This is a genomic window from Pseudomonas savastanoi (assembly GCF_020917325.1).
Classification (GTDB): Bacteria; Pseudomonadota; Gammaproteobacteria; order Pseudomonadales; family Pseudomonadaceae; genus Aquipseudomonas; species Aquipseudomonas amygdali.
This window is the reverse complement of the sequence record NZ_CP076652.1, coordinates 3665646-3691354: the sequence shown is the minus strand read 5'-3', so window position 1 is coordinate 3691354 and position 25709 is coordinate 3665646. Positions and strand designations below refer to the sequence as shown.

Below are 25709 nucleotides of genomic sequence, written 5' to 3'. Positions count from 1 at the left end.
CTTACCGGGCCGAAGCGAGTTGAGTGAAGGCAGTGCCTAGCCATTGCTGCACGCCGTGCATGGTCGCTGCCGATGTGTCGAGGAAAGGCTGCGGGAAAACCCCGAGCACGACCAGCAACACCGCAAGGCCCAGCACCATGATCATTTCACGTCCGTCCATGCCCTTCAGAACCTCGTCGGACTTCGACGGGCCGAAGTAGGCGCGGTGGATCATGATCAGCGAGTAGACAGAACCAAATACAAGACCGGAGGTGGCGATCGCCGTGATCCATGGTGAGCTGGCGAAGCTGCCCAGCAGAATCAGGAACTCGCCGACGAAGTTGCCAGTCCCCGGCAGACCCAGAGAGGCGGCGGCAAAGAACAGGCTGATGGCCGGGATGTAGGCGATACGCGACCACAGGCCGCCCATCTCGCGCATGTCACGAGTATGCAGGCGCTCGTACAGCTGACCACTGAGAATGAACAGTGCCGCAGCCGACAGGCCGTGGGCAATCATCTGGATCAGTACGCCTTGCAGCGCTTGCTGGCTGCCGGAGTAGATGCCGATCAGTACAAAGCCCATGTGAGAAACGCTGGAGAACGCAATCAGGCGCTTGATATCGGTCTGGGCAAACGCGAGGAATGCGCCGTAGAAGATACCGACCAGGCCCAGCGTCATTGCAATCGGTGCGAACTCGGCCGATGCGTTGGGGAACAGCGGCAGGGCGAAACGCAACAGGCCGTAGGCAGCGGTCTTCAGCAGGATACCTGCCAGGTCGACAGAACCGGCAGTCGGTGCCTGGGCATGCGCATCCGGCAGCCAGGAGTGCAACGGAACCACTGGCAGCTTCACGGCAAAGGCAATAAAGAAGCCCAGCATCAGGATGTATTCGGTACCCGGTGCCAGTTTGGTCTTCAGCAGGTCAGCGTAGGCAAAGGTGATCACGCCTGTCTGATTGAAGTGCACCAGCACCAGCCCCAGGATCGCCACCAGCATGATCAGGCCGCTGGCCTGAGTGAAGATGAAGAACTTGGTTGCGGCGTAGATACGAGTCTTCTTGCCGTCCGAAGAGCTGTGACCCCAGAGCGCGATGAGGAAATACATCGGCACCAGCATCATTTCCCAGAAGAAGAAGAACATGAACAGGTCGATGGCCAGGAACACGCCCACGACACCGCCCAGAATCCACATCAGGTTAAGGTGGAAGAAACCGACCTTGCGCTGGATTTCCTTCCACGAGCACAGCACCGACAGCACACCCAGAAGGCCGGTCAGCAGGATCATCAGCAGCGACAGACCATCGAGTGCCAGATGCACGTCGATGCCGAAGCGGGTGATCCACGGGTGGTGAAATTCCAGGGCCCAGGTCGGGTCGGCACCAGGCACCGGCGCGTAGCCGAAATTGCCGGTAGCCCACAGCCAGAGGCCGATAACCAGTTCGAGGGTCATTGTCAGCAGCGCGATCCAGCGCGGCAGGGTAGAGCCGAAGCGCTCACCCAGCCAGCACAGCAGGCCGCCGATAAAGGGGATCAGGATTAGCCAAGGCAGAATCATGACGGGCTCAATTCCTTTCGCAAATTCGCAAGGTTCATGTCAGACCGCAACCAGAACGACGGCACCAAGTACCAGAACGGCACCCACGGCGATCGAGGCAGCATACCAACGCAGCTGGCCGGTCTCGGTACGGCTCATAGTGTTATGACCGCCTTTGACCAGACGTGGGATCAAGCCGATGGTGCGGTCGAACGGATCGCTACGCAGCACATGACTGATCGCCAGATAAGGTTTGACGAACAGCTTGTCGTAGATCCAGTCGAAGCCCCAGGCAGCGAACCACCAGGCCGACAGGAAGCGGCCTGGACCACTGTTGGCGATTGCCGTTGCCAGGCGGCGCTTGCCGAGAAACAGCAGCGCTGCCAGCAGGATACCGGCCAGGGCGATGGCGCCAGAGGCGATTTCCAGGCTGTGTTTGGCTTCGCCACCGGCGTGGCCAACGCTCTGCGGTAGAACACCTGCCAGTGGCGGGGTGATCAGCGCGCCAATGAACGTCGACAGCACGATCAGTACCGACAGCGGCAACCAGTGAGCAATACCGTGACCTGCGTGTGCTTCGGTCTTGGCTTCACCGTGGAACGCGATGAAGATCAGACGGAAGGTGTACAGCGACGTCATGAACGCGCCAACCAGACCGGCGTACAGCAGGCCATTGTTACCGCTGGCGAACGCTTCCCAGAGAATTTCGTCCTTGGAGTAGAAGCCTGCCGTCAACAGCGGCAGGGCAGCCAGTGCTGCACCGCCGACGATGAAGCTGGCGTAGGCCAATGGCAGTTTCTTCCACAGGCCGCCCATCTTGAAGATGTTCTGCTCGTGGTGGCAGGCAACGATCACCGCGCCGGAAGCAAGGAAGAGCAGCGCTTTGAAGAAGGCGTGGGTCATCAGGTGGAAGATCGCGCCTTCCCAGGCGCCAACACCCAGTGCCAGGAACATGTAACCGATCTGGCTCATGGTCGAGTAGGCGAGGATACGCTTGATGTCGGTCTGCACCAGTGCGGCGAAACCCGCCAGAACCAGCGTGACGCCGCCGACAATGCCGACCAGATGCAGTATGTCCGGTGCCAGTGCGAACAGGCCATGAGTACGCGCGATCAGGTAGACGCCCGCGGTAACCATGGTTGCTGCGTGAATCAGTGCCGAAACCGGTGTAGGACCGGCCATCGCATCTGCCAGCCAGGTTTGCAGTGGCAGTTGTGCCGATTTACCGACAGCACCGCCCAGCAGCATCAACGTTGCCAGCACGATCCAGAAATCGCCGACTTTGAAGTGCTCCGGTGCCTTGACCAGCAGTTCCTGCACATTGAGCGTACCCAACTGCTGGAACAGGATGAACAGGCCGATGGCCATGAACACGTCGCCGATACGCGTCACGATAAACGCCTTGAGTGCTGCGTTGCCGTTGTTGCGGTTGCTGTAATAGAAACCGATCAACAGGTAGCTGCACAGGCCCACACCTTCCCAACCGAAGTAGAGGAACAGCAGGTTGTCGCCCAGAATAAGGAACAACATGCTGGCAATGAACAGATTGGTGTAGGAGAAGAAACGCGAGTAGCCCGCTTCACCGCGCATGTACCAGGACGCAAACAGGTGGATCAGGAAGCCGACGCCAACCACTACGCCCAGCATCGTGACGGACAGACCGTCCAGATACAGCGCGAAGTTGGGCTGGAAGCCATCAACGTCCATCCAGCGCCACAGCACCTGGGTGTAGTGGCCACCTTCCGGCGGTGCCACGTTGAACTGCCAGATGACCCACGCCGTGACGATGGCTGAAAGGCCGATGGAGCCGACGCCAATGAGCGCCGCAAGGTTTTCCGATATGCGCCCACGAGAGAACGACAGCAGCAGAAAACCGATGAGGGGAAATACGAAAGTCAGAAAGAGAAGATTCATCCGCGCATCTCGCTGGCAGCATCGATATCGAGAGTGTGGAAGCGGCGATACAGTTGCATCAGGATCGCCAGGCCGATACTGGCCTCGGCTGCCGCAAGGCTGATCACCAGGATGAACATGACCTGCCCATCCGGTTGAGCCCAACGACTGCCGGCAACTACGAACGCCAGTGCAGAGGCGTTCATCATGATTTCCAGGCTCATCAAAACGAAGAGAATGTTACGGCGCACCATCAGGCCGACCAGACCCAGGCAGAACAGGACCCCGGCGACCGCCAGACCGTGCTCAAGAGGGATAGCATTCATTGGCTTGGCTCCTTGGCCTCGTTGCGGCCCAGATGGAATGCCGTGACGGCTGCAGCAAGCAGCAGCATCGAGGCGAGTTCCACCACCAGCAGATAAGGCCCGAACAGGCTGATGCCGACCGCCTTGGCGTCGACTGTGGTGTGACCGATTGCAGCGCCAGTCTGATTGGCGAACAGTACGTACAGCAACTCGGCCAGCAAAAGCGTGCCGAGAATCACCGGACCAATCCAGATGCCGGGTTTGAGCCATGCACGTTCCTGCTGAACCGAGGCTGGGCCGAGGTTCAGCATCATCACCACAAACACGAACAGGACCATGATCGCGCCCGCATAGGCAATGACTTCCAGCACACCGGCAAACGGCGCACCGAGGCTGAAAAAAGTCATGGCCACAGCGATCAGCGAGATGATCAGGTAGAGCAGGGCATGCACCGGATTCGTGTTGGTGATCACCCGCAGGGTGGACACAACAGCGATACCGGATGCGAAGTAGAAAGCGAATTCCATCTTTACTTCCTTAAGGCAGCAAGCTCTTGACGTTGATCGGCTCGGCTTCATTCTGTGCGGAGCCCTTGGGCTTACCGCCGATGGCCATACCGGCAACGCGATAGAAGTTGTAGTCAGGGTTCTTGCCGGGACCGGAGATCAGCAGATCTTCCTTCTCGTACACCAGATCCTGACGCTTGAAGTCGGCCATCTCGAAGTCCGGCGTAAGCTGGATCGCGGTAGTCGGGCAGGCTTCTTCACACAGGCCACAGAAAATGCAGCGCGAGAAGTTGATGCGGAAAAAGTCCGGGTACCAGCGTCCGTCTTCTGTCTCGGCCTTCTGCAGCGAAATACAGCCGACCGGGCATGCCACTGCACACAGGTTGCAGGCTACGCAGCGCTCTTCGCCGTCAGGGTCGCGGGTCAGAACGATACGGCCACGGTAGCGGGGCGGCAGATATACCTGCTCTTCGGGGTATTGCAGGGTGTCGCGTTTGCGGAAGCCGTGGCCGAAGACCATGACCAGGCTGCGCAACTGGGTACCTGTACCCTTAACGATGTCACCAATATATTTGAACATGAGTCAAATCCTCACTGAACCGAGCCTGCCGGTGTGTTCAACAACACAATCGCAGCAGTCACCAGCAAATTGATCAGGGTCAGCGGCAGACAGAACTTCCAGCTGAAATCCATGACCTGGTCATAACGCGGGCGCGGGATGGAAGCGCGCAGCAAGATGAACAGCATGATGAAGAACGCGGTTTTCAAGGCGAACCAGAAGAATGCCAGCGATGGCAGAATGTCGAACGGGCCGTGCCAGCCACCGAAGAACAGCGTGACCAGCAGCGCCGAGATCAAGATGATCCCGATGTATTCGCCCACGAAGAACATGCCCCATTTCATGCCGGCATATTCAATGTGGTAGCCGTCAGCCAGTTCCTGCTCGGCTTCCGGTTGGTCGAACGGGTGGCGGTGAGTCACCGCAACACCCGCGATGAAGAACGTACAGAAGCCGAAGAACTGCGGAATGATGAACCACAGGTTCTGCGCCTGATATTCAACGATGTCGCGCATGTTGAACGAGCCGACCTGAACCACGATGCCCATCAGCGCAAGGCCCATGAACACTTCGTAGGATACGGTTTGTGCCGAAGCACGCAGGCTGCCCAGCAGGGCGAACTTGTTGTTGCTCGACCAGCCGGCGAACAGCACCGCATACACCGACAGACCCGCCATGGCGAAGAAGAACAGCAGACCGATGTTCAGGTCCGCCACACCCCATGTCGGGGTAATCGGGATGACTGCAAAGGCAATCAACAAGGCGCTCATTGCAACAACGGGGGCCAGGGTGAAAATCACCTTGTCGGCGAACGGCGGATTCCAGTCTTCCTTGAAGAACATTTTCAGCATGTCGGCTGCAATCTGGAACATGCCGAACGGGCCTACTCGGTTCGGACCATAACGGTCTTGCCACCAACCCAGCAAACGACGTTCCACAAAGCTCAGCAGCGCACCGCAGACCACCACGGCCAGTAGCACGACAATGGCTTTGACGGCCGCAATGATTGCGTCGATCACATCAGGGGTAAACCAGGTCATTGCGCTGCCTCCTGCAGACCGTCAACGGATTTGCCGAAGATCGCTGGCGGAATGCCTGGCAGTCCTGCCGGCAATGCCACAAGGCCCGCGCCCAGTTCTTCGTTGATGCGCAACGGCAAGGTCAGCAATTCACCGCCAACGCTCAAGGAGAGCAGGGCACCGTCGTTGACACCCAGGCGATCGGCTTCGGATTTGGCCAGCGCCACATAAGCCTGCGGGATACGTTCCTGAACCGGAGCGGCCAGAGACGAGGTTTCGTCGCTGCCAAACAGGTGGAAGAACGGTACGACCTGCCAGGTGCCGCGCTCTGGCGAGAACGCACGTGGCACGCTGGAGAACCACGACAGACCATCGCCCTGGCTTTCGATCAGGCGAGTGCCCGGGTCGCCGGCGCGCAAGTGACCACCGACTTCGTCCTGGAACTTGTTCCAGGCCTGCGGTGAGTTCCAGCCCGGAGACCAGGCGAACGGCACTTGCTGACGAGGTTCGGCAGAACCTGAATAACCTTCCATGGAGAAGGAGAAAGCCGTGTCGTTGTCCTGCGAGGTGCGCGGCTCATGCACGCTGATGTTGGCGCGCATCGCCGTGCGACCACTGTAACGCAGTGGTTCACGAGCCAGTTTAAGGCCCTTGATCCGGAATGAGGCAGACGGCGCAGCGTTGACGATACCCGCCAGTTGCGGGGTGCTGCCGGCGCAGGCTTCGGTGACGTGATCGAGTTGCGTCCAGTCGACCGGCTTGTTCAGCAATGTGGCGCGCAGGGCATGCAGCCAGCGCCAGCCTTCGTGAACCAGAATGCTGGCATCCAGGTAGGTCGGATCGAACACCTGGAAGAAGCGCTGAGCGCGGCCTTCCTGGCTGACCAGCGTGCCGTCGCCTTCAGCGAAGCTGGCAGCTGGCAGGACCAGATGCGCACGATCACTGGTCGGGGTTTTCTGGTGGTCGGCGACGATCACGACTTTCGCAGCGCTCAGCGCAGCGTCGACAATTTTGGCGTCTACACGGCGATACAGATCGTTTTCCAGTACCACGATGGCGTCGGCCTGGCCGGAAATCACCGCTTGCAGAGCGGCATCGACAGAATCGCCACCAAACATCGCCAGACCCATGCTGTTGGCTTCCGGCACGATCAGGCTGATGGAGCCTTGCTTGTCACGCAGCTTCAAGGCCTTGGCAATGTTTGCCGCCGCCTCGATCAGCGCTGTCGAACCCAGCGAGCTGCCGGAAATGATCAGCGGACGTTTGGCCGCGAGCAGGGCATCGGCAATACGTTGCGCCAGTTCCAGCGCCTCGCTGTCCAGACCTTCTACGGCCGGGGCGCTGGCGTCCAGTGCATGGGCAACGGCGAAACCGATGCGAGCCAGGTCGTCAGGTGCAGCGTGCACGCATTCTTCTGCGATATCGTCGAGACGAGTCTCGGCGAGGCTGGCAATGAACAGCGGGTTAAGTTCGTGCTGGCCAATGTTCTTCACGGCAGCGTCGAGCCACGGCTGGACTTTCATCGCCGCAGCCATGTCTTCAGCCTTGCCTTTGACGGCTTGGCGCAAGCCCAGGGCCATACGTGCCGCCGTCTGGGTCAAGTCTTCGCCGAGCACGAAAATGGCATCGTGATCTTCGATGTCACGCAGGGTCGGGATCGGCAGCGGACTGTCGTTCAGCACCTTGAGGATCAGCCTGATACGCTCCAGCTCACCGGCTTCGATACCGCTGTAGAAATGCTCGGCGCCCACCAGCTCACGCAGTGCGTAGTTGCTTTCAAGGCTGGCGCGAGGAGAGCCGATACCAACGATGTTGCGACCGCGCAACAGGTCCGCCGCCTTGTCCAGTGCCTGGTCAAGGCTCAGTTTGACCTGGCCTTCAGCGAGCAGCGGCTGACGTGGACGGTCTGTGCGGTTGACGTAGCCATAGCCGAAACGGCCGCGGTCGCAGAGAAAGTACTGGTTGACCGAGCCGTTGTAGCGGTTTTCGATACGGCGCAATTCACCGTAACGCTCACCCGGGCTGATGTTGCAGCCGCTGGAGCAGCCGTGGCAGATGCTTGGCGAGAACTGCATGTCCCACTTGCGGTTGTAGCGCTCGGAGTGGGTCTTGTCGGTGAACACACCGGTCGGGCAGACCTCGGTGAGGTTGCCGGAGAACTCGCTTTCCAGCGTGCCGTCTTCAACGCGACCGAAGTAAACATTGTCGTGAGCGCCGTAAACGCCCAGGTCAGTGCCGCCTGCGTAGTCTTTGTAGAAGCGTACGCACCGATAACAGGCGATGCAGCGGTTCATCTCATGCGCGATGAACGGCCCCAGCTCCTGATTCTGGTGGGTACGCTTGGTGAAGCGATAACGGCGCTCGTTGTGGCCGGTCATCACCGTCATGTCCTGCAGGTGGCAGTGACCACCTTCCTCGCAGACCGGGCAGTCATGCGGGTGGTTGGTCATCAGCCATTCGACGACACTGGCCCGGAAGGCCTTGGACTCATCGTCTTCGATGGAGATCCAGGTGTTGTCAGTGGCTGGCGTCATGCAGGACATGACGATACGACCGCGTGTGTCGTTCTCGTCGGTGTACTGCTTGACCGCGCACTGGCGACAGGCGCCAACGCTGCCAAGGGCAGGGTGCCAGCAGAAATAAGGGATATCGAGGCCCAGCGACAGACATGCCTGTAACAGGTTGTCTGCACCATCGACTTCGAGCGCTTTGCCGTCTACGTGAATAGTAGCCATGGTTCAAAGGTCTTCGTTGGCCCGTTGTCAGCGGGCGTGGCTAATGGAATCTCGGTAGTACCCGTATCGTTCAGCCCGGAGGGCGTCAGCAGGTACGAGGACGGCAGCCCGAACAGCCGCCGGCCGTTGTGTCTTGTTATGCGCCGACCACGGTCGGACTTTTGCCCGGAACGAGTGTGGCTGCGCTGGCTGGCGCAATACCGGCTTCGAACTCCGAACGGAAATACTTGATCGCGCTGCCCAGCGGTTCAACAGCGCCCGGTGCATGGGCGCAGAAGGTCTTGCCTGGGCCGAGGAAGTTGACCAGACCCAGCAGGGTTTCGATATCCCCCGGCTGCCCCTGACCCTTCTCGATGGCACGAAGCATTTTCACGCTCCATGGCAAACCGTCGCGGCATGGGGTGCAGAAGCCGCAGGACTCCTGAGCGAAGAACTCTTCCATGTTGCGCAGCAGCGAGACCATGTTGACCGAATCGTCGACCGCCATCGCCAGACCGGTACCCATCCGGGTGCCGACCTTGGCAATACCGCCTGCGTACATCTGGGCATCCAGATGCTCCGGGAGCAGGAATCCGGTACCGGCGCCACCGGGTTGCCAGCACTTGAGCTTGAAGCCGTCGCGCATTCCACCGGCGTAGTCTTCGAACAGTTCGCGAGCCTGTACGCCGAAGGGTAGTTCCCACAAACCGGGGTTTTTGACCTTGCCGGAGAAACCCATCAGTTTGGTGCCGTGGTCCTCACTGCCTTCGCGGGCCAGCGACTTGTACCAGTCGTTGCCGTTGTTGACGATGGCGGGGACGTTGCACAGGGTTTCGACGTTGTTTACGCAGGTCGGCTTGCCCCAGACGCCTACGGCAGCAGGGAAGGGCGGCTTGGAGCGCGGGTTGGCGCGGCGGCCTTCCAGCGAGTTGATCAGTGCGGTTTCTTCACCGCAAATGTAGCGACCGGCACCGGTGTGCACGAACAGTTCGAAGTCGAACCCGGTGCCGAGAATGTTCTTGCCCAGCAAACCGGCGGCCTTGGCTTCCGCCACTGCGCGATTGAGGTGCTTGGCCGCAGTGACGTATTCGCCGCGCAGGAAGATATAGCCGCGATAGGCTTTCAGCGCGCGGGCACTGATCAGCATGCCCTCGACCAGCAGATGGGGCAGTTGCTCCATCAGCATGCGGTCTTTCCAGGTGTTGGGCTCCATCTCGTCCGCGTTGCACAGCAGGTAGCGGATGTTCATGGATTCGTCTTTGGGCATCAGGCCCCATTTCACACCGGTGGGGAAGCCTGCGCCACCGCGGCCCTTGAGGCCCGAGTCCTTGACCGACTGGACGATATCGTCAGGCGACTGTTGCGTCAGCGCCTTGCGCGCTGCTGCATAACCGTCTTTGGCCTGATACTCGTCGAGCCAGACCGGCTCGCCGTCGTCGCGCAGACGCCAGGTCAGCGGATGGGTTTCTGCCGTGCGCGCAATGCGATTGGCAGGGCCGAAGGAAGTGATGGTCATAGGTAACCCTCCAGCATCTTGGCAACGCCAGCAGGCTGTACATCGCCGAAAGTGTCGTCGTCGACCATCACGGCCGGCGCCTTGTCACAGTTGCCGAGGCAGCAGACCGGCAGCAAGGTGAAGCGACCGTCAGCGGTGGTCTGACCCAGGCCGATGCCCAGTGAGCTCTTGATCTCGTCGACCACGTTTTCGTGGCCGCCGATGAAGCACACCATGCTGTTGCAGACGCGAATTATGTGGCGTCCGACCGGCTGGCGGAAGATCTGGCTGTAAAAGGTGGCAACACCTTCGACGTCGCTGGCGGGGATGCCCAGTAAATCGCCGATTGCGTAGATGGCGCCATCTGGCACCCAGCCACGCTCTTTCTGAACGATCTTCAGGGCCTCGATGGACGCCGCGCGCGGGTCTTCGTAGTGATGCATCTCGTGCTCGATGGCCGAGCGCTCGGTTTCGCTCAGGGCGAAACGGTCAGTCTGGATTAGCGGGCTATTCATGCTTAGCGGTCCACGTCGGCCATAACGAAATCGATACTACCCAGGTACGCGATCAAGTCCGCGACCATGCTGCCTTTGATCACCGAAGGGATCTGCTGCAGGTGCGGGTAACTCGGGGTGCGGATCCGGGTACGGTAGCTCATGGTGCCGCCGTCGCTCGTCAGGTAATAGCTGTTGATACCCTTGGTCGCTTCGATCATCTGGAAGGACTCGTTGGCCGGCATGACCGGGCCCCACGAAACCTGCAGGAAGTGCGTGATCAGGGTTTCGATGTGCTGCAGGGTGCGCTCTTTCGGTGGCGGCGTGGTCAGCGGATGATCCGCTTTGTACGGGCCTTCCGGCATGTTGCGCATGCACTGATCGATGATCTTGATGCTCTGGCGCATCTCTTCTACGCGGACCATGCAGCGGTCGTAGGCATCGCCGTTCGCGGCCAGCGGTACTTCAAACTCGAAGTTCTCGTAGCCGGAGTAAGGGCGTGCCTTGCGCAAGTCGAAATCGCAGCCCGTGGAGCGCAGGCCTGCACCGGTGACGCCCCATTCCAGGGCCTCTTTGGTGTTGTAGGCGGCAACGCCCACGGTACGACCCTTGAGGATACTGTTCTGCAGGGCAGCCTTGGTGTATTCGTCAAGGCGCTTGGGCAACCAGTCGACGAAGTCCTTGACCAGTTTTTCCCAGCCACGAGGCAGGTCGTGGGCGACCCCGCCGATACGATACCAGGCCGGATGCAGACGGAAACCGGTAATGGCTTCGATCACGGTGTAGGCTTTCTGGCGGTCGGTGAACGTGAAGAACACCGGCGTCATGGCACCCACGTCCTGGATGTAGGTACCCAGGAACAACAGGTGGCTGGTGATACGGAAGAACTCGGCCATCATGATGCGGATGACGTCGACCTTTTCCGGTACCTTGATGCCTGCCAGTTTTTCGACAGAGAGTACGTAAGGCAGGTTGTTCATCACCCCGCCGAGATAATCGATGCGGTCGGTGTACGGGATGAAGCTGTGCCAGGACTGGCGCTCGGCCATCTTTTCTGCACCACGGTGGTGGTAGCCGATGTCCGGAACGCAGTCGACGATTTCTTCGCCATCCAGCTGCAGAATGATACGGAACGCACCGTGAGCGGAAGGGTGGTTCGGCCCGAGGTTGAGGAACATGTAGTCCTCGTTCGCGCCAGAACGTTTCATGCCCCAGTCTTCCGGACGGAAACGTGCAGCTTCCTCTTCCAGTTGCTGTTTGGCGAGGGTCAGGCTGTAGGGGTCAAACTCCGTCGCGCGGGCAGGGAAGTCCTTGCGCAGCGGGTGACCTTCCCAGGTTGGCGGCATCATGATGCGGCTTAGATGCGGGTGTCCCGGAAAGTCGATGCCGAACATGTCCCAGACTTCGCGCTCATACCAGTTGGCGTTGGGCCAGATACTGGTAATGGTGGGCACACTCAGGTCGCTTTCGGACAGCGCTACCTTGATCATCACGTCGCTGTTTCGCTCGATCGACAGCAGGTGATAGAACACGGTGAAGTCTGCACCGGGCAGGCCGCGACGGTTGGTGCGCAGACGCTCGTCCACGCCATGCAGGTCATAGAGCATGGAGTAGGGCTTGGGCACGTTGCGCAGGAACGTCAGAATTTCAAACAGCCGGGCGCGCTCGACCCACAGGACCGGCATGCCGGTACGGGTCGGCTGGGCAGTGAACGCCTCGGCACCAAAACGGTTGTTCAGTTCAACGACGACGTCTTGGTCGTCAGCCTTGTAAGGCGGGATGTACAGAGCGTTGTCTGCAGTCATAGGTCTCAATCACTTCGGTCAACGTACAGAATCAACCCCGGTTCCTGTCTTTTTTATAAGAAGAACGGGCTGTATCAGACTTCGTCGGGGCTGCGCAGGTTGGTTACCTGAATACGCTGTTCGCGGCGCTGTTCCTTTTGCGAAGGCATCTCGGCGCGGTATACGCCTTGATCGCCAACGACCCAGGAAAGAGGGCGACGCTCCTTGCCGATGGATTCCTGCAACAGCATCAAGCCTTGCAGAAATGCTTCGGGGCGGGGCGGGCAGCCGGGCACGTAGACATCCACGGGAAGGAATTTGTCCACCCCCTGGACCACTGAGTAGATGTCGTACATGCCACCGGAGTTGGCACATGAACCCATGGAAATGACCCACTTGGGTTCGAGCATTTGCTCGTAGAGACGCTGGATGATCGGTGCCATCTTGATGAAGCAGGTACCGGCAATGACCATGAAATCCGCCTGTCGTGGCGACGCCCGGATAACTTCCGCACCGAAGCGCGCGATATCGTGAGGGGCCGTGAAGGCGGTGGTCATTTCCACATAGCAGCACGACAAGCCGAAATTGTAGGGCCACAGGGAGTTTTTACGTCCCCAGTTGACCGCACCATTCAGCACGTCTTCCAGCTTGCCCATGTAGATGTTTTTGTGGACTTGATCTTCTAACGGATCGGAAACGGTTTCCCGTTTGCCGATGGGGTACTGCTCGTTAGGAGCGTCCGGGTCGATCCTTGTGAGATTATATTGCATCGCCAAAGCCTCATTGTTTCAGCTTCGCTTGCCGATTACGGCGACCTTCAGGAGCCCAGTCAAGAGCGCCAACCCGCCATAGGTAGACAAGACCTGCCAACAGAATTGCTATGAAAACGAGAGCTTCGACGAATCCGGTCCAGCCGCTTTCGCGGACGGACACAGACCAGGCAAAGAGAAAGAGGGCTTCAATGTCAAAGATCACGAAGAGCATCGCGACCAGATAGAATTTTGCGGAGAGACGCAGACGCGCACTGCCGGTAGGCAGCATGCCGGATTCGAAAGGTTCGTTCTTGCTGCGGCCCCAGGCCTTGCTTCCGAGCAGGCTGGAGAGGCCGAGCATGAAGGCGCAGAGGCCGACAACACCCAAAAGGAAAATGGCGAAGCCCCAGTTATGGGCAATCAGACCTGTCGATTCGGGCATGCTGTCAGTCCTTGTTAGAGAGCAAAGGTCTCTGTGCTTGATAAAGAGTCGAGGCAGTGACGAAATGTCGCAGTGCGGTCAACGGATTGATTTTATGTGCAAACAGTTGGCAAGTAAATTTTCTACATGAAATTTATTTACGAAATTAATCGCCTGCCGTCCTTCATGAGGGCTGTAAGGCATGCCAGCCGGGCGTCAGCAAGGTTTTGGCTAATTATGTTTCTCGATGACGAAAAGGAACGAAAGGCAATTTGAATGATAATTAATATCATTTAAATGGACCTGCATAGTTCGCCAAAGGATACTCGGAGCATAGTTATGAAGGACACCGCTTATAAAGTGCGGTTTTTGTAGCATCTGTTCGTGAGCTGCACATTGTCCGAAATCAATACAGGCACTATCTGATACAAAACACAGACCGCCCTTACGGACGGTCTGTGTTTTCAACGCGTTGCGCGGTGTCTCAGTGAAATTGCTCTTCTTCCGTCGAGCCGGTCAGTGCGGTTACCGACGATACGCCGCCCTGAATCACGGTGGTCATGTCATCGAAATACCCCGTGCCCACTTCCTGCTGGTGGGCCACGAAGGTATAGCCCTTGGCAGCATCGGCGAATTCCTGTTCCTGTAGCTTCACGTAGGCAGTCATGTCGTTGCGGGCGTAGTCGTGCGCCAGGTTGAACATGCTGTGCCACATGTTGTGAATGCCTGCCAGGGTGATGAACTGGTGCTTGTAGCCCATTGCCGAAAGCTCGCGCTGAAACTTGGCGATGGTTGCGTCGTCGAGGTTTTTCTTCCAGTTGAAGGACGGCGAGCAGTTGTAGGAAAGCAACTGGTCCGGGTACTCCTTCTTGATTGCTTCGGCGAAGCGGCGTGCCTCGTCCAGATCCGGCTTGGCGGTTTCACACCAGATCAAGTCGGCATAAGGCGCGTAGGCGAGGCCGCGTGAGATTGCCTGATCCAGACCTGCACGTACTTTGTAGAACCCCTCATGAGTCCGTTCGCCGGTCACGAACGGCTTGTCATAGGGGTCGCAATCGGAAGTCAGCAGGTCGGCAGCGTTGGCGTCGGTACGGGCCAGAATGATCGTCGGCACACCGGCCACGTCGGCGGCCAGGCGCGCAGCAACCAGTTTTTGAACCGCTTCCTGAGTCGGGACCAGCACTTTGCCGCCCATGTGGCCGCATTTCTTCACCGATGCCAACTGATCTTCAAAATGCACCCCGGCGGCCCCCGCCTCGATCATGCTTTTCATCAGTTCGTACGCATTGAGCACGCCGCCGAATCCGGCCTCTGCGTCGGCCACGATGGGCGCGAAATAGTCGATATAACCTTCGTCACCCGGAGCCTTGCCGGCTTTCCACTGGATCTGATCGGCACGGCGGAACGAATTGTTGATGCGCTTGACCACGGTTGGCACCGAGTCGACTGGGTACAGCGACTGATCCGGGTACATCGATTCGGCAGAGTTGTTATCGGCAGCAACCTGCCAGCCGGAAAGGTAGATGGCCTGAATACCGGCCTTGACCTGCTGCACGGCCTGACCGCCGGTCAGAGCGCCCATGCAGTTGACGAAGTCCTTGTCTGGCCGGAAAGACGGCCTGGCGCCTTGGGTCACCAAATTCCACAGTTTGTCAGCGCCCAGCCGTGCAAAGGTGTGTTCGGGTTGAACCGAGCCACGCAAGCGGACCACATCGGCTGCGGAGTAAGTACGGGTCACGTTTTTCCAGCGCGGATTTTCGGCCCAGTCTTTTTCGAGAGCGGCTATTTGTTGTTCGCGTGTCAGTGCCATTTTGTAAACCCCGAGAAGTAGGTCTTGATTAGAAGTCCTGCTCCGCCAAAACGCCTCGTTTATCGAAGGCACTGTAGATGGCTGCTCACTGCTCGGAGAGCGACAGTCAAAGGCTTTTTGCGCAGCCTCCGATCAGCGGGAGCGAGGCAATCATGCCTCGGGGTATCGGGGTCGTCAAACAATTTGTAGTGCTTTTTCAGTCTCACTACATAAATGCGTAATCAGACTGGTGAGTCACTAAAAGGCCCGTAGGTGCTGGGTTTCGCGCCAGCGCAGGCTACTCGAGGGTTTCGACCTTTACGCGCAAAATCATGTCGTCGCGACCCTGGGTTGAATAGCGTTGTGCAAGGCCACGCTGATCGGCAACCGATTGATCGCTATTGCTCGCCAGCGTGATCCATTCTCCGAGCCGGCCGCTGACCTGGCTATCGGTACTTTGCACTTTTATGGCGTCAGCGCGCTCCTGACTCATGCGGTCATGGTTGGTGCTGATGCTCAGGTGAACGGTATCGCCGGTCACACTGGCAGTGACGTAAAAGCCCTGGGTTACATTGCGATATTCAGTATTGCTTTGGGAGTAGCCATAGGAGTCCGTGGACGAGGAGGTCAGCGGAACGCTCTGGCCGATCTGGATAAGTGCTGGCGTACCTTCGCTGGTCTGCACTTGCTGCACGCCGCCCTCACGGCTGGTGGTGCCGTATTCTATGACGCGTGAGCCACTGCTGTTGCGCGCCGCGTTTTCGCTGGTGTCGACGCTGATCAGCAGGCGTTTAGGCGCGGTATCGAGTTGCGCGATAAGGCTGCGAAGCTCTTCTATCTTGCGCGACTCTGCATTGACAATCAGTTGATTGCCATAAGCGCTGACGGAGCCTTCGGTACCTAGAAAGGATTTAGCTACGGGTAGCAGATCGGCACTGGTGCGGTAATTGAGCGGAACGACTTCGGTCGCTGAAAGGGCCTGAGTGCTGAATGCGATCAGCACTGAGGTGATTACCACGTTAAGCAGGTTACGGACTGGCATGATCATTCTCCGCGATAAGCGCGTAAAGCATGAGTTTGCCAGTGTATCGGCTATAGTCGGGCAAGCTGAATGGGCCGCCACAAAAACGCCCTGGCATTTTTCATCTCGACCTGAAAAGTGTCTAGCGAAAAAGGGCAGGGCGATCATCATGTAGTGCTTTGAAACGCGCCTACATAATCAGGCTTCAGGTGTCTCGCGGCGCATCTCGACGTGCGGTAAACCGGCTTCGAGAAACTCGTCACTGACCACGGCAAACCCGAAGCGCTGGTAAAACTCGACGGCCTGCACTTGAGCGCTGAGCTTCAGCGGCTCCAGTCCACGTTGTTCGGCCTCGTGGATCACCGCACCGAGTAACGCTTCACCGACTTTCATGCCGCGCCAGTCCTTGAGAACCGACAGCCGACCGATTTCACCGTCGGGCAGCAGGCGAGCGGTGCCTACTGCGTATTCCCCTTCATAGGCGAGAAAATGCACGGCAGTCGCATCTTCAGCGTCCCACTCCAGCTCCGGTGGCACCGATTGCTCGGCGATGAATACCGAATCGCGTATGCGCCGGATGTCGGCGTTGTTTTTCTGCCATTGTGCGACAGCTACGGTGACTTTATTCATCGGCAAATCCCAGACTTCCTTGTTTTACGAGTTCGCAAAGCAGATTGCGTCCATCGTCATCGGCCAACCATTGGCCGAGGTTTTCACTGTGCAATGCGTCGGCAGCACAGATCAGTTTAAGCAATTCGCGCAGACTGCCCGGCAACAGACGGCTCTGACCACTGGCAAACAGTAGCAGATCGTCGTCGACTTCAGACCAGGCCAGTCTTGCGCTCGGGTTGCGAATCAGCACTGCGCCCTGTTCGAGACTGTCGAGCAGGTCGTCTTCCTCCAGTTCCGGACCGGTGACCAGTTCAGGGTAGCGCGGTTCGGTCATGAACTGGCCGAACCAGGTCAGCAGCAGGCGCTCGTCACTCATGTGTTCGGTCAGCAGCGCTTTGAGTCGGTCCAGCGCATCGTGCTGGATCTGATGCGGATCGCTGACCGGTTGCGCGTCAGCGTCGGTGTAGCGCTCTTCATCCGGGATGAACTGGCTGAGGAAATCGGTGAAATGAGTCAGGACCTCGGCAGCGCTTGGCGCGCGGAAACCGACCGAGTAGGTCAGGCAGTCGTCGACGGCAACGCCGCAGTGAGCCAGACGTGGCGGCAGGTAAAGCATGTCGCCCGGTTCCAGCGTCCACTCTTCGGTTTTTTCGAATTCGGCAAGGATGCGCAGGTCGGCATGCTGCAGCAGCGGGCTTTCTGCATCGCACATTTGGCCGATCTGCCAGTGACGCTTGCCGTGGCCCTGAAGCAGGAACACGTCATAGTTATCGAAATGCGGGCCGACGCTGCCACCTGGGGCGGCGTAGCTGATCATTACATCGTCAATGCGCCAGCTTGGCAGGAAGCGGAAGTTTTCCAGCAGTTCACTGACTTCCGGAACGAACTGGTCCACAGCCTGCACCAGCAGGGTCCAGTCGCGTTCGGGCAGCTTGCTGAATTCATCCTCCGCAAAGGGGCCGCGACGCAGCTCCCAGGGACGCTCGCCGTGTTCGAGGACCAGGCGGGACTCGACTTCTTCCTCTAGAGCAAGGCCAGCCAGCTCGTCCGCATCGATCGGGCTTTGAAAGTCCGGCAGAGCCTGGCGGATCAGCAGCGGTTTTTTCTGCCAGTAGTCACGCAGAAAAACGCGTGCACTGATGCCGCCCAGAAGTTGCAGAGGAATATCAGGATTCATGTGTAAGCCCTTGAAATGAAAACGCCCGGCACAGCCGGGCGTGTGCAATTTTTTTGCGTGTCAGATGCGCTTGGCCTGAGCCGCTGCGTTACCGATGTAGTTGGCTGGCGTGAGCTTCTTCAGCTCGGCCTTTGCTTCGGCAGGCATGTCCAGACCGTCGATGAAAGTCTGCAGCGCTTCCGGGCCGATGCCCTTGCCGCGTGTCAGTTCTTTCAGTTTTTCGTACGGGTTTTCGATGTTGTAACGGCGCATGACGGTCTGAATCGGCTCTGCCAGAACTTCCCAGCACGCGTCCAGGTCGGCAGCGATGCGTTGCTCGTTCAGTTCCAGCTTGCTGATGCCTTTGAGGCTGGCTTCGTAAGCAATAACGCTATGGGCAAAGCCGACGCCCAGGTTGCGCAGTACGGTGGAGTCGGTCAGGTCACGCTGCCAGCGAGAGACAGGCAGTTTGCTCGCCAGATGCTGGAACAGCGCGTTGGCGATGCCCAGATTGCCTTCGGAGTTTTCGAAGTCGATCGGGTTGACCTTGTGTGGCATGGTCGACGAGCCGATTTCGCCAGCAATGGTGCGCTGCTTGAAGTAGCCCAGGGATATATAGCCCCAGATATCGCGATCGAAGTCGATCAGGATAGTGTTGAAGCGCGCAATCGCATCAAACAGCTCGGCGATGTAGTCATGCGGTTCGATTTGCGTGGTGTACGGGTTGAAGCCCAGACCCAGCTCGTCTTCGATGAACGCGCGTGCGTTGGCTTCCCAGTCGATATCGGCATAGGCGGAGAGGTGGGCGTTGTAGTTGCCGACCGCACCGTTGATCTTGCCCAGCAAGGGCACTGCGGCGATCTGGTTGATCTGGCGTTCCAGGCGGTAAACCACGTTGGCCAATTCCTTGCCCAGCGTAGTCGGGGAAGCTGGCTGGCCGTGCGTGCGCGAGAGCATTGGCACGTCAGCGAAGCGGATCGCCAGTTCACGGATAGCATCGGCAATCTGGCGCATCAGCGGCAGCATTACAGTGTCACGGCCTTCACGCAGCATCAGTGCGTGAGACAGGTTGTTGATGTCTTCGCTGGTGCAGGCAAAGTGGATGAACTCGCTGACCTTGTCCAGCTCAGGCAGTTTTGCAGCCTGTTCCTTGAGCAGGTATTCCACAGCCTTGACGTCGTGGTTGGTGGTGCGCTCGATTTCCTTGACGCGCTCGGCGTGCTCCACCGAAAAGTCTTCAGCCAATGTGTTGAGAATGGCATTGGCTTGCGCGGAGAAAGCCGGGACTTCGGTAATTTGCGGGTGAGCCGCGAGGCGCTGGAGCCAGCGAACTTCAACCATCACACGGAAACGGATCAGGCCGTATTCGCTGAAAATAGGGCGCAAGGCCTGGGTTTTGCCGGCGTAGCGGCCATCAACAGGGGAAACCGCAGTGAGCGAAGAAAGCTGCATGGGATGCTCTCGGACAGTCGGGCAACGAAAAGGGCGCATATCATACATGAAAAGTCACTCGGACCGGAGCCCGCCGACCAGCGTAGACAGCGCCGTGCCTGTGGTGGTGAAGGTCATTGGTGCGTGGCGGATCAGCCGTGCAGCAATGGGTAGAGTTCTTTCAATAGCTTGCGACGGCTGAACACAAGTTGCCAGCGATGACCGCCAACTTGTCGCCACAGGCGCGCGGAGCGAATGCCTGCCAGCAGGATGGCGCGAATCTTTGATGCGTTGTTCGGTTGCTGCAGGTTGCGCATGTCACCCTGGACCTGAATGCGTTGGCGCAAGGTGCTCAGGGTATCTTCGTAAAGGGCACCGGTCGCAGCGATCACGTTTTCGTGAGCGATGCCGAAGTGTTCGACCTGCGATTGAATCACCGGGATGCGCCTGCCGATGATTTCGAGCAGGTCGTCGCGCTTGGCCAGCTGTCGCTCCAGGCCGAGCATCGACAGGGCGTAACGCAGCGGTTCGCGCTGCAGTGTCGCAGGGTCGCGTTCAAGAGCGCTGGCCATGGCGCGATAGCCTTCGTGCAGGTTGAGGTCATCGCCGCCGTAGACGTCCAGCGTATCCTTCGGGTCAACCACCAGCAGGCTGCCGAGCATGCAGCTCAGCGCCGCTTCGCTGACCTGTCCGGTCTTGGCGATCCGGTCGACCAGTACCGCGGCCTGAAATACGCCACCCAGAGCGATCAGTTGTTCCTGAATCGGGGTCATCAACGCTTGTCCTTGCTGGTCCAGGGTTCGGCGATTTCGATCACACCGCCGCCCAGACATATTTCGCCATCGTAGAACACCACGGACTGTCCGGGTGTGACAGCCCGTTGTGGATCATCGAATGTGGCTCGGTAGCCGTCGGCGGTCTTTTCCAGTGTGCATGGCTGGTCGCTCTGGCGGTAACGGACTTTCGCCGTGAGTTTGCGCGGGCTGCTCAGATCAATCGGGTTGACCCAGTAGATTTCCGAAGACACCAGTGCGCGGGAAAACAGCCACGGGTGGTCGTTGCCTTGGCCGACAATCAGTTCGTTGTTGTCCAGATCCTTGACCAGCACGTACCACGGATCATCGCTGGCGTCCTTGAGACCGCCGATCCCAAGGCCCTGGCGCTGGCCGATGGTGTGATACATCAGGCCGCTGTGGCGACCGATGACTTCGCCTTCGGTGGTCTTGATCTCTCCAGGCTGGGCGGGCAGGTACTGACGCAGGAAGTCGGTGAAACGGCGCTCGCCAATGAAGCAGATTCCGGTGGAGTCCTTCTTTTTGGCCGTCGCCAAGCCGTGTTTTTCAGCAATGGCACGTACTTCCGGTTTTTCCAGCTCACCCACTGGAAACAGCGTCCGGGCGATCTGTTCGCCACCGACGGCATGCAGGAAGTAGCTCTGATCCTTGTTCGGGTCCAGGCCCTTGAGCAGTTCGGTGCGGCCATCGATATCGCGACGGCGCACGTAGTGACCAGTGGCGATGAGGTCGGCACCCAGCATCAGCGCATAGTCGAGAAACGCCTTGAACTTGATTTCCCGGTTGCAGAGGATGTCCGGGTTGGGGGTGCGCCCGGCCTTGTACTCTTCAAGGAAATGTTCGAAGACATTGTCCCAGTACTCGGCGGCGAAGTTGGCCGTGTGCAGCTTGATGCCGATCTTGTCACACACGGCCTGGGCATCTGCCAGGTCTTCGCGGGCGGTGCAATATTCCGTTCCGTCGTCTTCTTCCCAGTTCTTCATGAACAAGCCTTCCACCTGATAACCCTGCTCCATGAGCAGTACGGCGGAAACGGAAGAGTCCACGCCGCCGGACATGCCGACTATGACGCGCTTCATTTCTGAGTTCGAGGGGGCTGGATCACGCATGGGGATTCAACGGCTGACCTGTAAAAGGACGCGATTCTATCAGGCTGAGGGCGTCGAGTCTCACGCCTTGTCGCGCAGCAGGTCGAGACTGAAATGTTCGGCATTGAGGTAATCGTCCAGGCAGCGCAGTACCAGCTCGCTGCGCCAGCGTTCCTGTTGGGCCAGCATTTCGTCGCGAGTCAGCCAGACGGCGCCAACGATGCCTTCGTCCAGCTGATATTCAGGGTTATGGCGTATGGCCTTGGCGGCGAAACATATCCGCTGGTAGGTCACGCCGTTGCTCGGCGCGGTGTACAGGTAAATGCCCACCACGCTGGTCAGTTCGACATCCCAGCCGGTTTCTTCAAGAGTCTCCCGCACTGCCGCACGTTGCAGGCTCTCGTTCGGGTCGAGGTGCCCGGCGGGTTGGTTGAGTACGGCGCGTCCGCCTTTGATTTCCTCAACGAAAAGAAAGCGGCCTTGATTTTCGACGATGGTGGCGACGGTAACGTGGGCTTGCCAGGTCATGGATTGATCCTCTGCTGCCAGATAAGAATGTTCAGTATGTGGGCTGCCAGTCTGTCTTTGGCTTTAATGCAAAAGCCCCGACACGCGGGCCGGGGCTTTTGGCTGGGCGACGCAGTAATGCGTCGCACCGGTCTCATGCCGCTTACGCTTTCAACGCATCGATAGCTGCGTTGAGAGTGGCGCTTGGGCGCATGGCCTTGCTGGTGACTTCCGGGTTAGGGAAGTAGTAGCCGCCAATTTCTACCGGCTTGCCCTGGACAGCGTTCAGCTCGGCAACGATTTTTTCTTCGTTATCGGTCAGGGTTTTGGCCAAAGGCGTGAACTGTGCCTTGAGGTCTGCGTCGTCGTTTTGAGCAGCCAGTGCCTGAGCCCAGAACAGGGTCAGGTAGAAATGGCTGCCGCGGTTGTCGATGCCGCCGACCTTGCGCGAAGGCGACTTGTTGCGGTCCAGGAACTCGCCAGTGGCCTGGTCGAGAGTCTTGGACAGAACCAGCGCTTTCGGGTTGTTGTAGGCATGGCCCAGATGCTCAAGGGATGCAGCCAGAGCCAGGAATTCGCCCAGCGAATCCCAGCGCAGGAAGTTTTCCTCGACGAACTGCTGCACGTGCTTCGGAGCCGAACCACCAGCGCCGGTTTCGAACAGGCCGCCGCCGTTCATCAGCGGAACGATCGACAGCATCTTCGCGCTGGTGCCCAGTTCCATGATCGGGAACAGGTCGGTCAGGTAGTCGCGCAGAACGTTACCGGTGACCGAAATGGTGTCCTTGCCTGCGCGAGTGCGTTCCAGGGTCAGCTTCATCGCGTCGACAGGTGACAGGATCTGGATATCCAGGCCCGACGTGTCGTGGTCGCCCAGGTACTTGCGCACTTTCTCGATCATCACGCTGTCATGGGCGCGAGACGAATCCAGCCAGAAGATAGCCGGCGTGTTGCTGGCGCGAGCGCGATTGACGGCCAGTTTTACCCAATCCTGGATCGGCGCGTCCTTGGCTTGGCACATGCGCCAGATATCGCCCGCTTCGACGTTCTGTTCCATCAGCAGGTTGCCCTGGCTGTCGGTTACACGAACCACCCCATTGGTCTGGATGTGGAAGGTCTTGTCGTGGGAGCCATATTCTTCGGCTTTTTGAGCCATCAGGCCAACGTTCGGTACGCTGCCCATAGTGGTCGGGTCGAATGCGCCATTTTTCTTGCAGTCTTCGATGACCGCTTGATAGATGGTGGCGTAGCAGCGATCCGGGATCACTGCCTTGGCATCGTGCAGTTGACCGTCGGTACCCCACATCTTGCCGGAGTCACGGATCATCGCTGGCATCGATGCGTCGACAATAACGTCGCTCGGCACGTGCAGGTTGGTGATGCCCTTGTCGGAATTGACCATCGCCAGTTGTGGGCGAGTGGCGTAGACCGCTTCGATGTCAGCCTTGATTTCGGCCTGTTTTTCAGCAGGCAGGCTGGTGATGCGCTCGTACAGGTCACCGATGCCGTTGTTCAGGCTGAAGCCGATCTGCTTCAGCGTGTCAGCGTGCTTGGTCAATGCATCCTTGTAGAATTCATCGACGATCTGGCCGAACATGATCGGGTCGGAGATCTTCATCATGGTGGCTTTCAGATGCACCGAGAACAGAACGCCTTGCTTGCGGGCGTCTTCGATCTCGGCGGCAATGAAGCTGCGCAGGGCTTTGGCGCTCATCACCGAGCAGTCAACGACTTCGCCAGCCTTGACGGCGGTTTTTTCCTTCAGAACGGTAGTGGTGCCGTCCTGAGCGATCAGTTCGATTTTAACGGTGTTGTCGGCTGCGATCTGGGCAGCTTTTTCGCTGCCGTAGAAGTCGCCGTTGCTCATGTGCGCAACGTGGGCCTTGGAGTCGGCAGACCAGGCGCCCATCTTGTGCGGGTGCTTGCGAGCGTAGTTCTTGACCGACAGTGGTGCGCGACGATCGGAGTTGCCTTCGCGCAACACCGGGTTCACGGCGCTGCCCTTGGTCTTGTCGTAACGTGCGCGGGTTTCTTTTTCCGCGTCAGTGGCAGGGTTTTCAGGGTAGTCGGGAATCTTGTAGCCCTGATCCTGAAGCTCCTTGATGGTCGCCTTCAATTGAGGGACCGAGGCGCTGATGTTAGGCAGCTTGATGATGTTGGCTTCTGGCGTAGTGGCCAGTTTGCCCAGCTCGGCGAGATGATCCGGCACTTGTTGATCGGCGCCAAGCGACTCCGGGAAGCTTGAAAGAACACGGCCCGCCAGGGAGATGTCGCGCGTTTCCACGTCGATATCGGAGGAGGCTGTGAAAGCTTCGATAATAGGCAGCAGCGAATAGGTGGCGAGGGCCGGAGCTTCGTCGGTGAAGGTGTAGATGATCTTCGAGCGGTTGGACATTCGTATTAACTCTCTGTTTTGCTGAGCATGCACAAAATCTCGATACGCGCAGGGTATGCACTCTTGCCCACGGTTCGGCCATGGGCCCAGGTCGAGGTTCATTCGCGGTGATGTTGGGTGCATCAGTCGAGCGTCAAGCTGTCAGGCCAGGTAGCGACCCGACGCATAGGAAGGTTGAGGGTCTGATTTCAGACGGGTCAGCCTTTATGACTCTTCGGTCACGGCGCGAGTATATCAAACCATTGGCGCGAGGCATTAATGCTATGCGTGCTATCGAATAATGAACATCCGCCGTTGGTCGAACGACCGGGATGTCTACGAGGTGTCAATCAGGCGTCAAGAGGCGGGATCTGGCGGAGGAGTGGGGCGCTGGTGGCTCTGTCATGGATTGACGTTTGCAGCTCGCCCGGCATTGCAGTAGGGGCATCCGCGGTGCAATAACCGCTAATTCGATACCCTGTGGAGTCGCATCGGTTCAAGTTACCAAAGCTGCGGTTTCTCAAGGTCCGGCACAGGCTCATTGCGTGTTTCTGATTATTCAGTTAGCTGGCTCGAAAGGCCATTGGTCAGCTGTCAGGCTGTTTCCATGGAGCATTTCAAGCGTGTGCATGTTCAGGTTCATGCTCAGACGCAGCATGGGTTTCCTTCACAGGCTCACCTGGTTTAGCCAGCAATGACTTGATATTCACGGCATGCAGCCCTTTTGGCCCCTGAATGATTTCAAAACTGACCGGCTGGCCGGCTTTGAGGGTCTTGTAACCTTCCATCTGGATGGTCGAAAAATGGGCGAACAAGTCGTCATCCGGCTTGCCGTCTTCGATTATGAATCCATAACCTTTTGCATTGTTGAACCACTTGACTTTTCCGCTAAGCATCGCCATATCCCTCTGCAAAGGACTCCGTCAGGAGTATCATCCACTTCAATCCGCCTCCCCAAAAATTTTGGTTGACTGCGCGGACCCTTTTTACCCAATGTGGGCTCTATTGTTTGTAACACCGTTTAGCTGATAGTCAAGGTCATGTGGCGGTCTGTTTGAAAAGCGTCCAGACTGCGACTGACAGCTCAATCCGCCCTCAAACGAACATTTCTTTCCATGCATGCATTTAGCAAGATTCGACTAACATTCAATCAGGACAGTCCGCAGTCGCACGAGGACGACGCGGCAGGCATCGCGGTGCAGGACGCCAAGCCGACCCTGCAGGCGCCACCGATGTACAAGGTGGTTTTATTCAACGATGACTACACCCCGATGGATTTCGTCGTAGAAGTGCTCGAGGTGTTTTTTAACCTGAATCGTGAGCTGGCCACCAAAGTCATGCTGGCCGTCCATACAGAGGGACGGGCAGTCTGCGGATTGTTTACCCGCGACATCGCCGAGACCAAGGCAATGCAGGTCAATCAATACGCCAGGGAGAGCCAGCATCCGCTACTCTGTGAGATCGAGAAGGACGGTTAAACGC

At 58.4% G+C, this 25709-nt stretch carries 23 protein-coding genes; 1 reads left to right on the top strand and 22 read right to left on the bottom strand.

The window, feature by feature from the left end; all coding sequences use genetic code 11:
- Window position 1 precedes the first annotated feature (1 nt).
- From nuoM to cspD, 22 genes are all read right to left on the bottom strand, one after another.
- Entirely contained in the window at window positions 2-1534 is a 1533-nt protein-coding gene (nuoM, locus tag KP808_RS15440; protein ID WP_230016443.1) for an NADH-quinone oxidoreductase subunit M, read from the bottom strand.
- A 39-nt stretch (window positions 1535-1573) separates the two neighbouring features.
- Window positions 1574-3427, bottom strand: a complete 1854-nt coding sequence (nuoL, locus tag KP808_RS15435; RefSeq protein ID WP_058407810.1) for an NADH-quinone oxidoreductase subunit L — start codon at window positions 3425-3427, stop codon at window positions 1574-1576.
- Window positions 3424-3732, bottom strand: coding sequence for an NADH-quinone oxidoreductase subunit NuoK (gene nuoK / locus KP808_RS15430; RefSeq protein ID WP_002554020.1), 309 nt, complete (start codon window positions 3730-3732; stop codon window positions 3424-3426). The genes nuoL and nuoK overlap by 4 nt, the downstream gene beginning before the upstream one ends.
- The gene (gene nuoJ / locus KP808_RS15425; RefSeq protein ID WP_005731865.1) at window positions 3729-4238 is read right to left on the bottom strand and encodes an NADH-quinone oxidoreductase subunit J; all 510 of its coding nucleotides are present in this window, start codon (window positions 4236-4238) and stop codon (window positions 3729-3731) included. Before nuoJ ends, nuoK begins: the two co-directional genes overlap by 4 nt.
- Window positions 4239-4248: 10 nt before the next feature.
- A complete protein-coding gene (nuoI, locus tag KP808_RS15420) occupies window positions 4249-4797 on the bottom strand; it encodes an NADH-quinone oxidoreductase subunit NuoI (protein WP_002554018.1) in 549 nt (182 codons plus the stop codon).
- Window positions 4798-4808: 11 nt separating this feature from the next.
- Window positions 4809-5816, bottom strand: a complete 1008-nt coding sequence (gene nuoH / locus KP808_RS15415) for an NADH-quinone oxidoreductase subunit NuoH (RefSeq protein WP_002554017.1) — start codon at window positions 5814-5816, stop codon at window positions 4809-4811.
- The gene (nuoG, locus tag KP808_RS15410; protein WP_230016442.1) at window positions 5813-8530 is read right to left on the bottom strand and encodes an NADH-quinone oxidoreductase subunit NuoG; all 2718 of its coding nucleotides are present in this window, start codon (window positions 8528-8530) and stop codon (window positions 5813-5815) included. The genes nuoH and nuoG overlap by 4 nt, the downstream gene beginning before the upstream one ends.
- A 136-nt stretch (window positions 8531-8666) precedes the next feature.
- Complete coding sequence (gene nuoF, locus KP808_RS15405) at window positions 8667-10025, bottom strand: NADH-quinone oxidoreductase subunit NuoF (RefSeq protein WP_230016441.1); 1359 nt, start codon at window positions 10023-10025, stop codon at window positions 8667-8669.
- Window positions 10022-10519, bottom strand: coding sequence for an NADH-quinone oxidoreductase subunit NuoE (nuoE, locus tag KP808_RS15400; RefSeq protein WP_002554014.1), 498 nt, complete (start codon window positions 10517-10519; stop codon window positions 10022-10024). Before nuoE ends, nuoF begins: the two co-directional genes overlap by 4 nt.
- 2 nt (window positions 10520-10521) lie before the next feature.
- A complete protein-coding gene (nuoC, locus tag KP808_RS15395) occupies window positions 10522-12303 on the bottom strand; it encodes an NADH-quinone oxidoreductase subunit C/D (RefSeq protein WP_002554013.1) in 1782 nt (593 codons plus the stop codon).
- A gap of 74 nt (window positions 12304-12377) precedes the next feature.
- A complete protein-coding gene (locus tag KP808_RS15390) occupies window positions 12378-13052 on the bottom strand; it encodes a NuoB/complex I 20 kDa subunit family protein (RefSeq protein ID WP_002554012.1) in 675 nt (224 codons plus the stop codon).
- Window positions 13053-13062: 10 nt separating this feature from the next.
- Window positions 13063-13476 (bottom strand): NADH-quinone oxidoreductase subunit A, encoded by a 414-nt coding sequence (locus KP808_RS15385; protein ID WP_002554011.1) that lies wholly within the window; start codon window positions 13474-13476, stop codon window positions 13063-13065.
- Between the two features lie 463 nt (window positions 13477-13939).
- Window positions 13940-15265 carry an isocitrate lyase gene (aceA, locus tag KP808_RS15380; RefSeq protein WP_005731868.1) on the bottom strand — a complete coding sequence of 442 codons (1326 nt, stop codon included), beginning with the start codon at window positions 15263-15265 and terminating at the stop codon, window positions 13940-13942.
- A gap of 277 nt (window positions 15266-15542) precedes the next feature.
- Window positions 15543-16286, bottom strand: a complete 744-nt coding sequence (locus tag KP808_RS15375; protein WP_122258948.1) for a secretin N-terminal domain-containing protein — start codon at window positions 16284-16286, stop codon at window positions 15543-15545.
- Between the two features lie 177 nt (window positions 16287-16463).
- Window positions 16464-16895, bottom strand: coding sequence for a GNAT family N-acetyltransferase (locus KP808_RS15370; RefSeq protein WP_122258949.1), 432 nt, complete (start codon window positions 16893-16895; stop codon window positions 16464-16466).
- Entirely contained in the window at window positions 16888-18054 is a 1167-nt protein-coding gene (locus tag KP808_RS15365) for a ribosomal protein uL16 3-hydroxylase (protein WP_002554007.1), read from the bottom strand. The genes KP808_RS15370 and KP808_RS15365 overlap by 8 nt, the downstream gene beginning before the upstream one ends.
- 60 nt (window positions 18055-18114) lie before the next feature.
- Window positions 18115-19485 (bottom strand): adenylosuccinate lyase, encoded by a 1371-nt coding sequence (purB, locus tag KP808_RS15360; protein ID WP_058400393.1) that lies wholly within the window; start codon window positions 19483-19485, stop codon window positions 18115-18117.
- Between the two features lie 131 nt (window positions 19486-19616).
- Window positions 19617-20237, bottom strand: a complete 621-nt coding sequence (gene hflD / locus KP808_RS15355; protein ID WP_002554006.1) for a high frequency lysogenization protein HflD — start codon at window positions 20235-20237, stop codon at window positions 19617-19619.
- On the bottom strand, window positions 20237-21367 hold the full coding sequence (mnmA, locus tag KP808_RS15350) for a tRNA 2-thiouridine(34) synthase MnmA (RefSeq protein WP_017701972.1): 1131 nt from the start codon (window positions 21365-21367) through the stop codon (window positions 20237-20239). Before mnmA ends, hflD begins: the two co-directional genes overlap by 1 nt.
- 60 nt (window positions 21368-21427) lie before the next feature.
- Entirely contained in the window at window positions 21428-21874 is a 447-nt protein-coding gene (locus KP808_RS15345) for an NUDIX hydrolase (protein ID WP_230016440.1), read from the bottom strand.
- 142 nt (window positions 21875-22016) lie between these two features.
- Complete coding sequence (locus KP808_RS15340) at window positions 22017-24248, bottom strand: NADP-dependent isocitrate dehydrogenase (protein WP_058400394.1); 2232 nt, start codon at window positions 24246-24248, stop codon at window positions 22017-22019.
- Between the two features lie 596 nt (window positions 24249-24844).
- Window positions 24845-25123 carry a cold shock domain-containing protein CspD gene (gene cspD, locus KP808_RS15335; protein ID WP_407692684.1) on the bottom strand — a complete coding sequence of 93 codons (279 nt, stop codon included), beginning with the start codon at window positions 25121-25123 and terminating at the stop codon, window positions 24845-24847.
- A 219-nt stretch (window positions 25124-25342) separates the two neighbouring features.
- Between cspD and clpS the strand changes: the two genes are divergently transcribed.
- A complete protein-coding gene (gene clpS, locus KP808_RS15330; RefSeq protein ID WP_002554001.1) occupies window positions 25343-25705 on the top strand; it encodes an ATP-dependent Clp protease adapter ClpS in 363 nt (120 codons plus the stop codon).
- Window positions 25706-25709 lie beyond the last annotated feature (4 nt).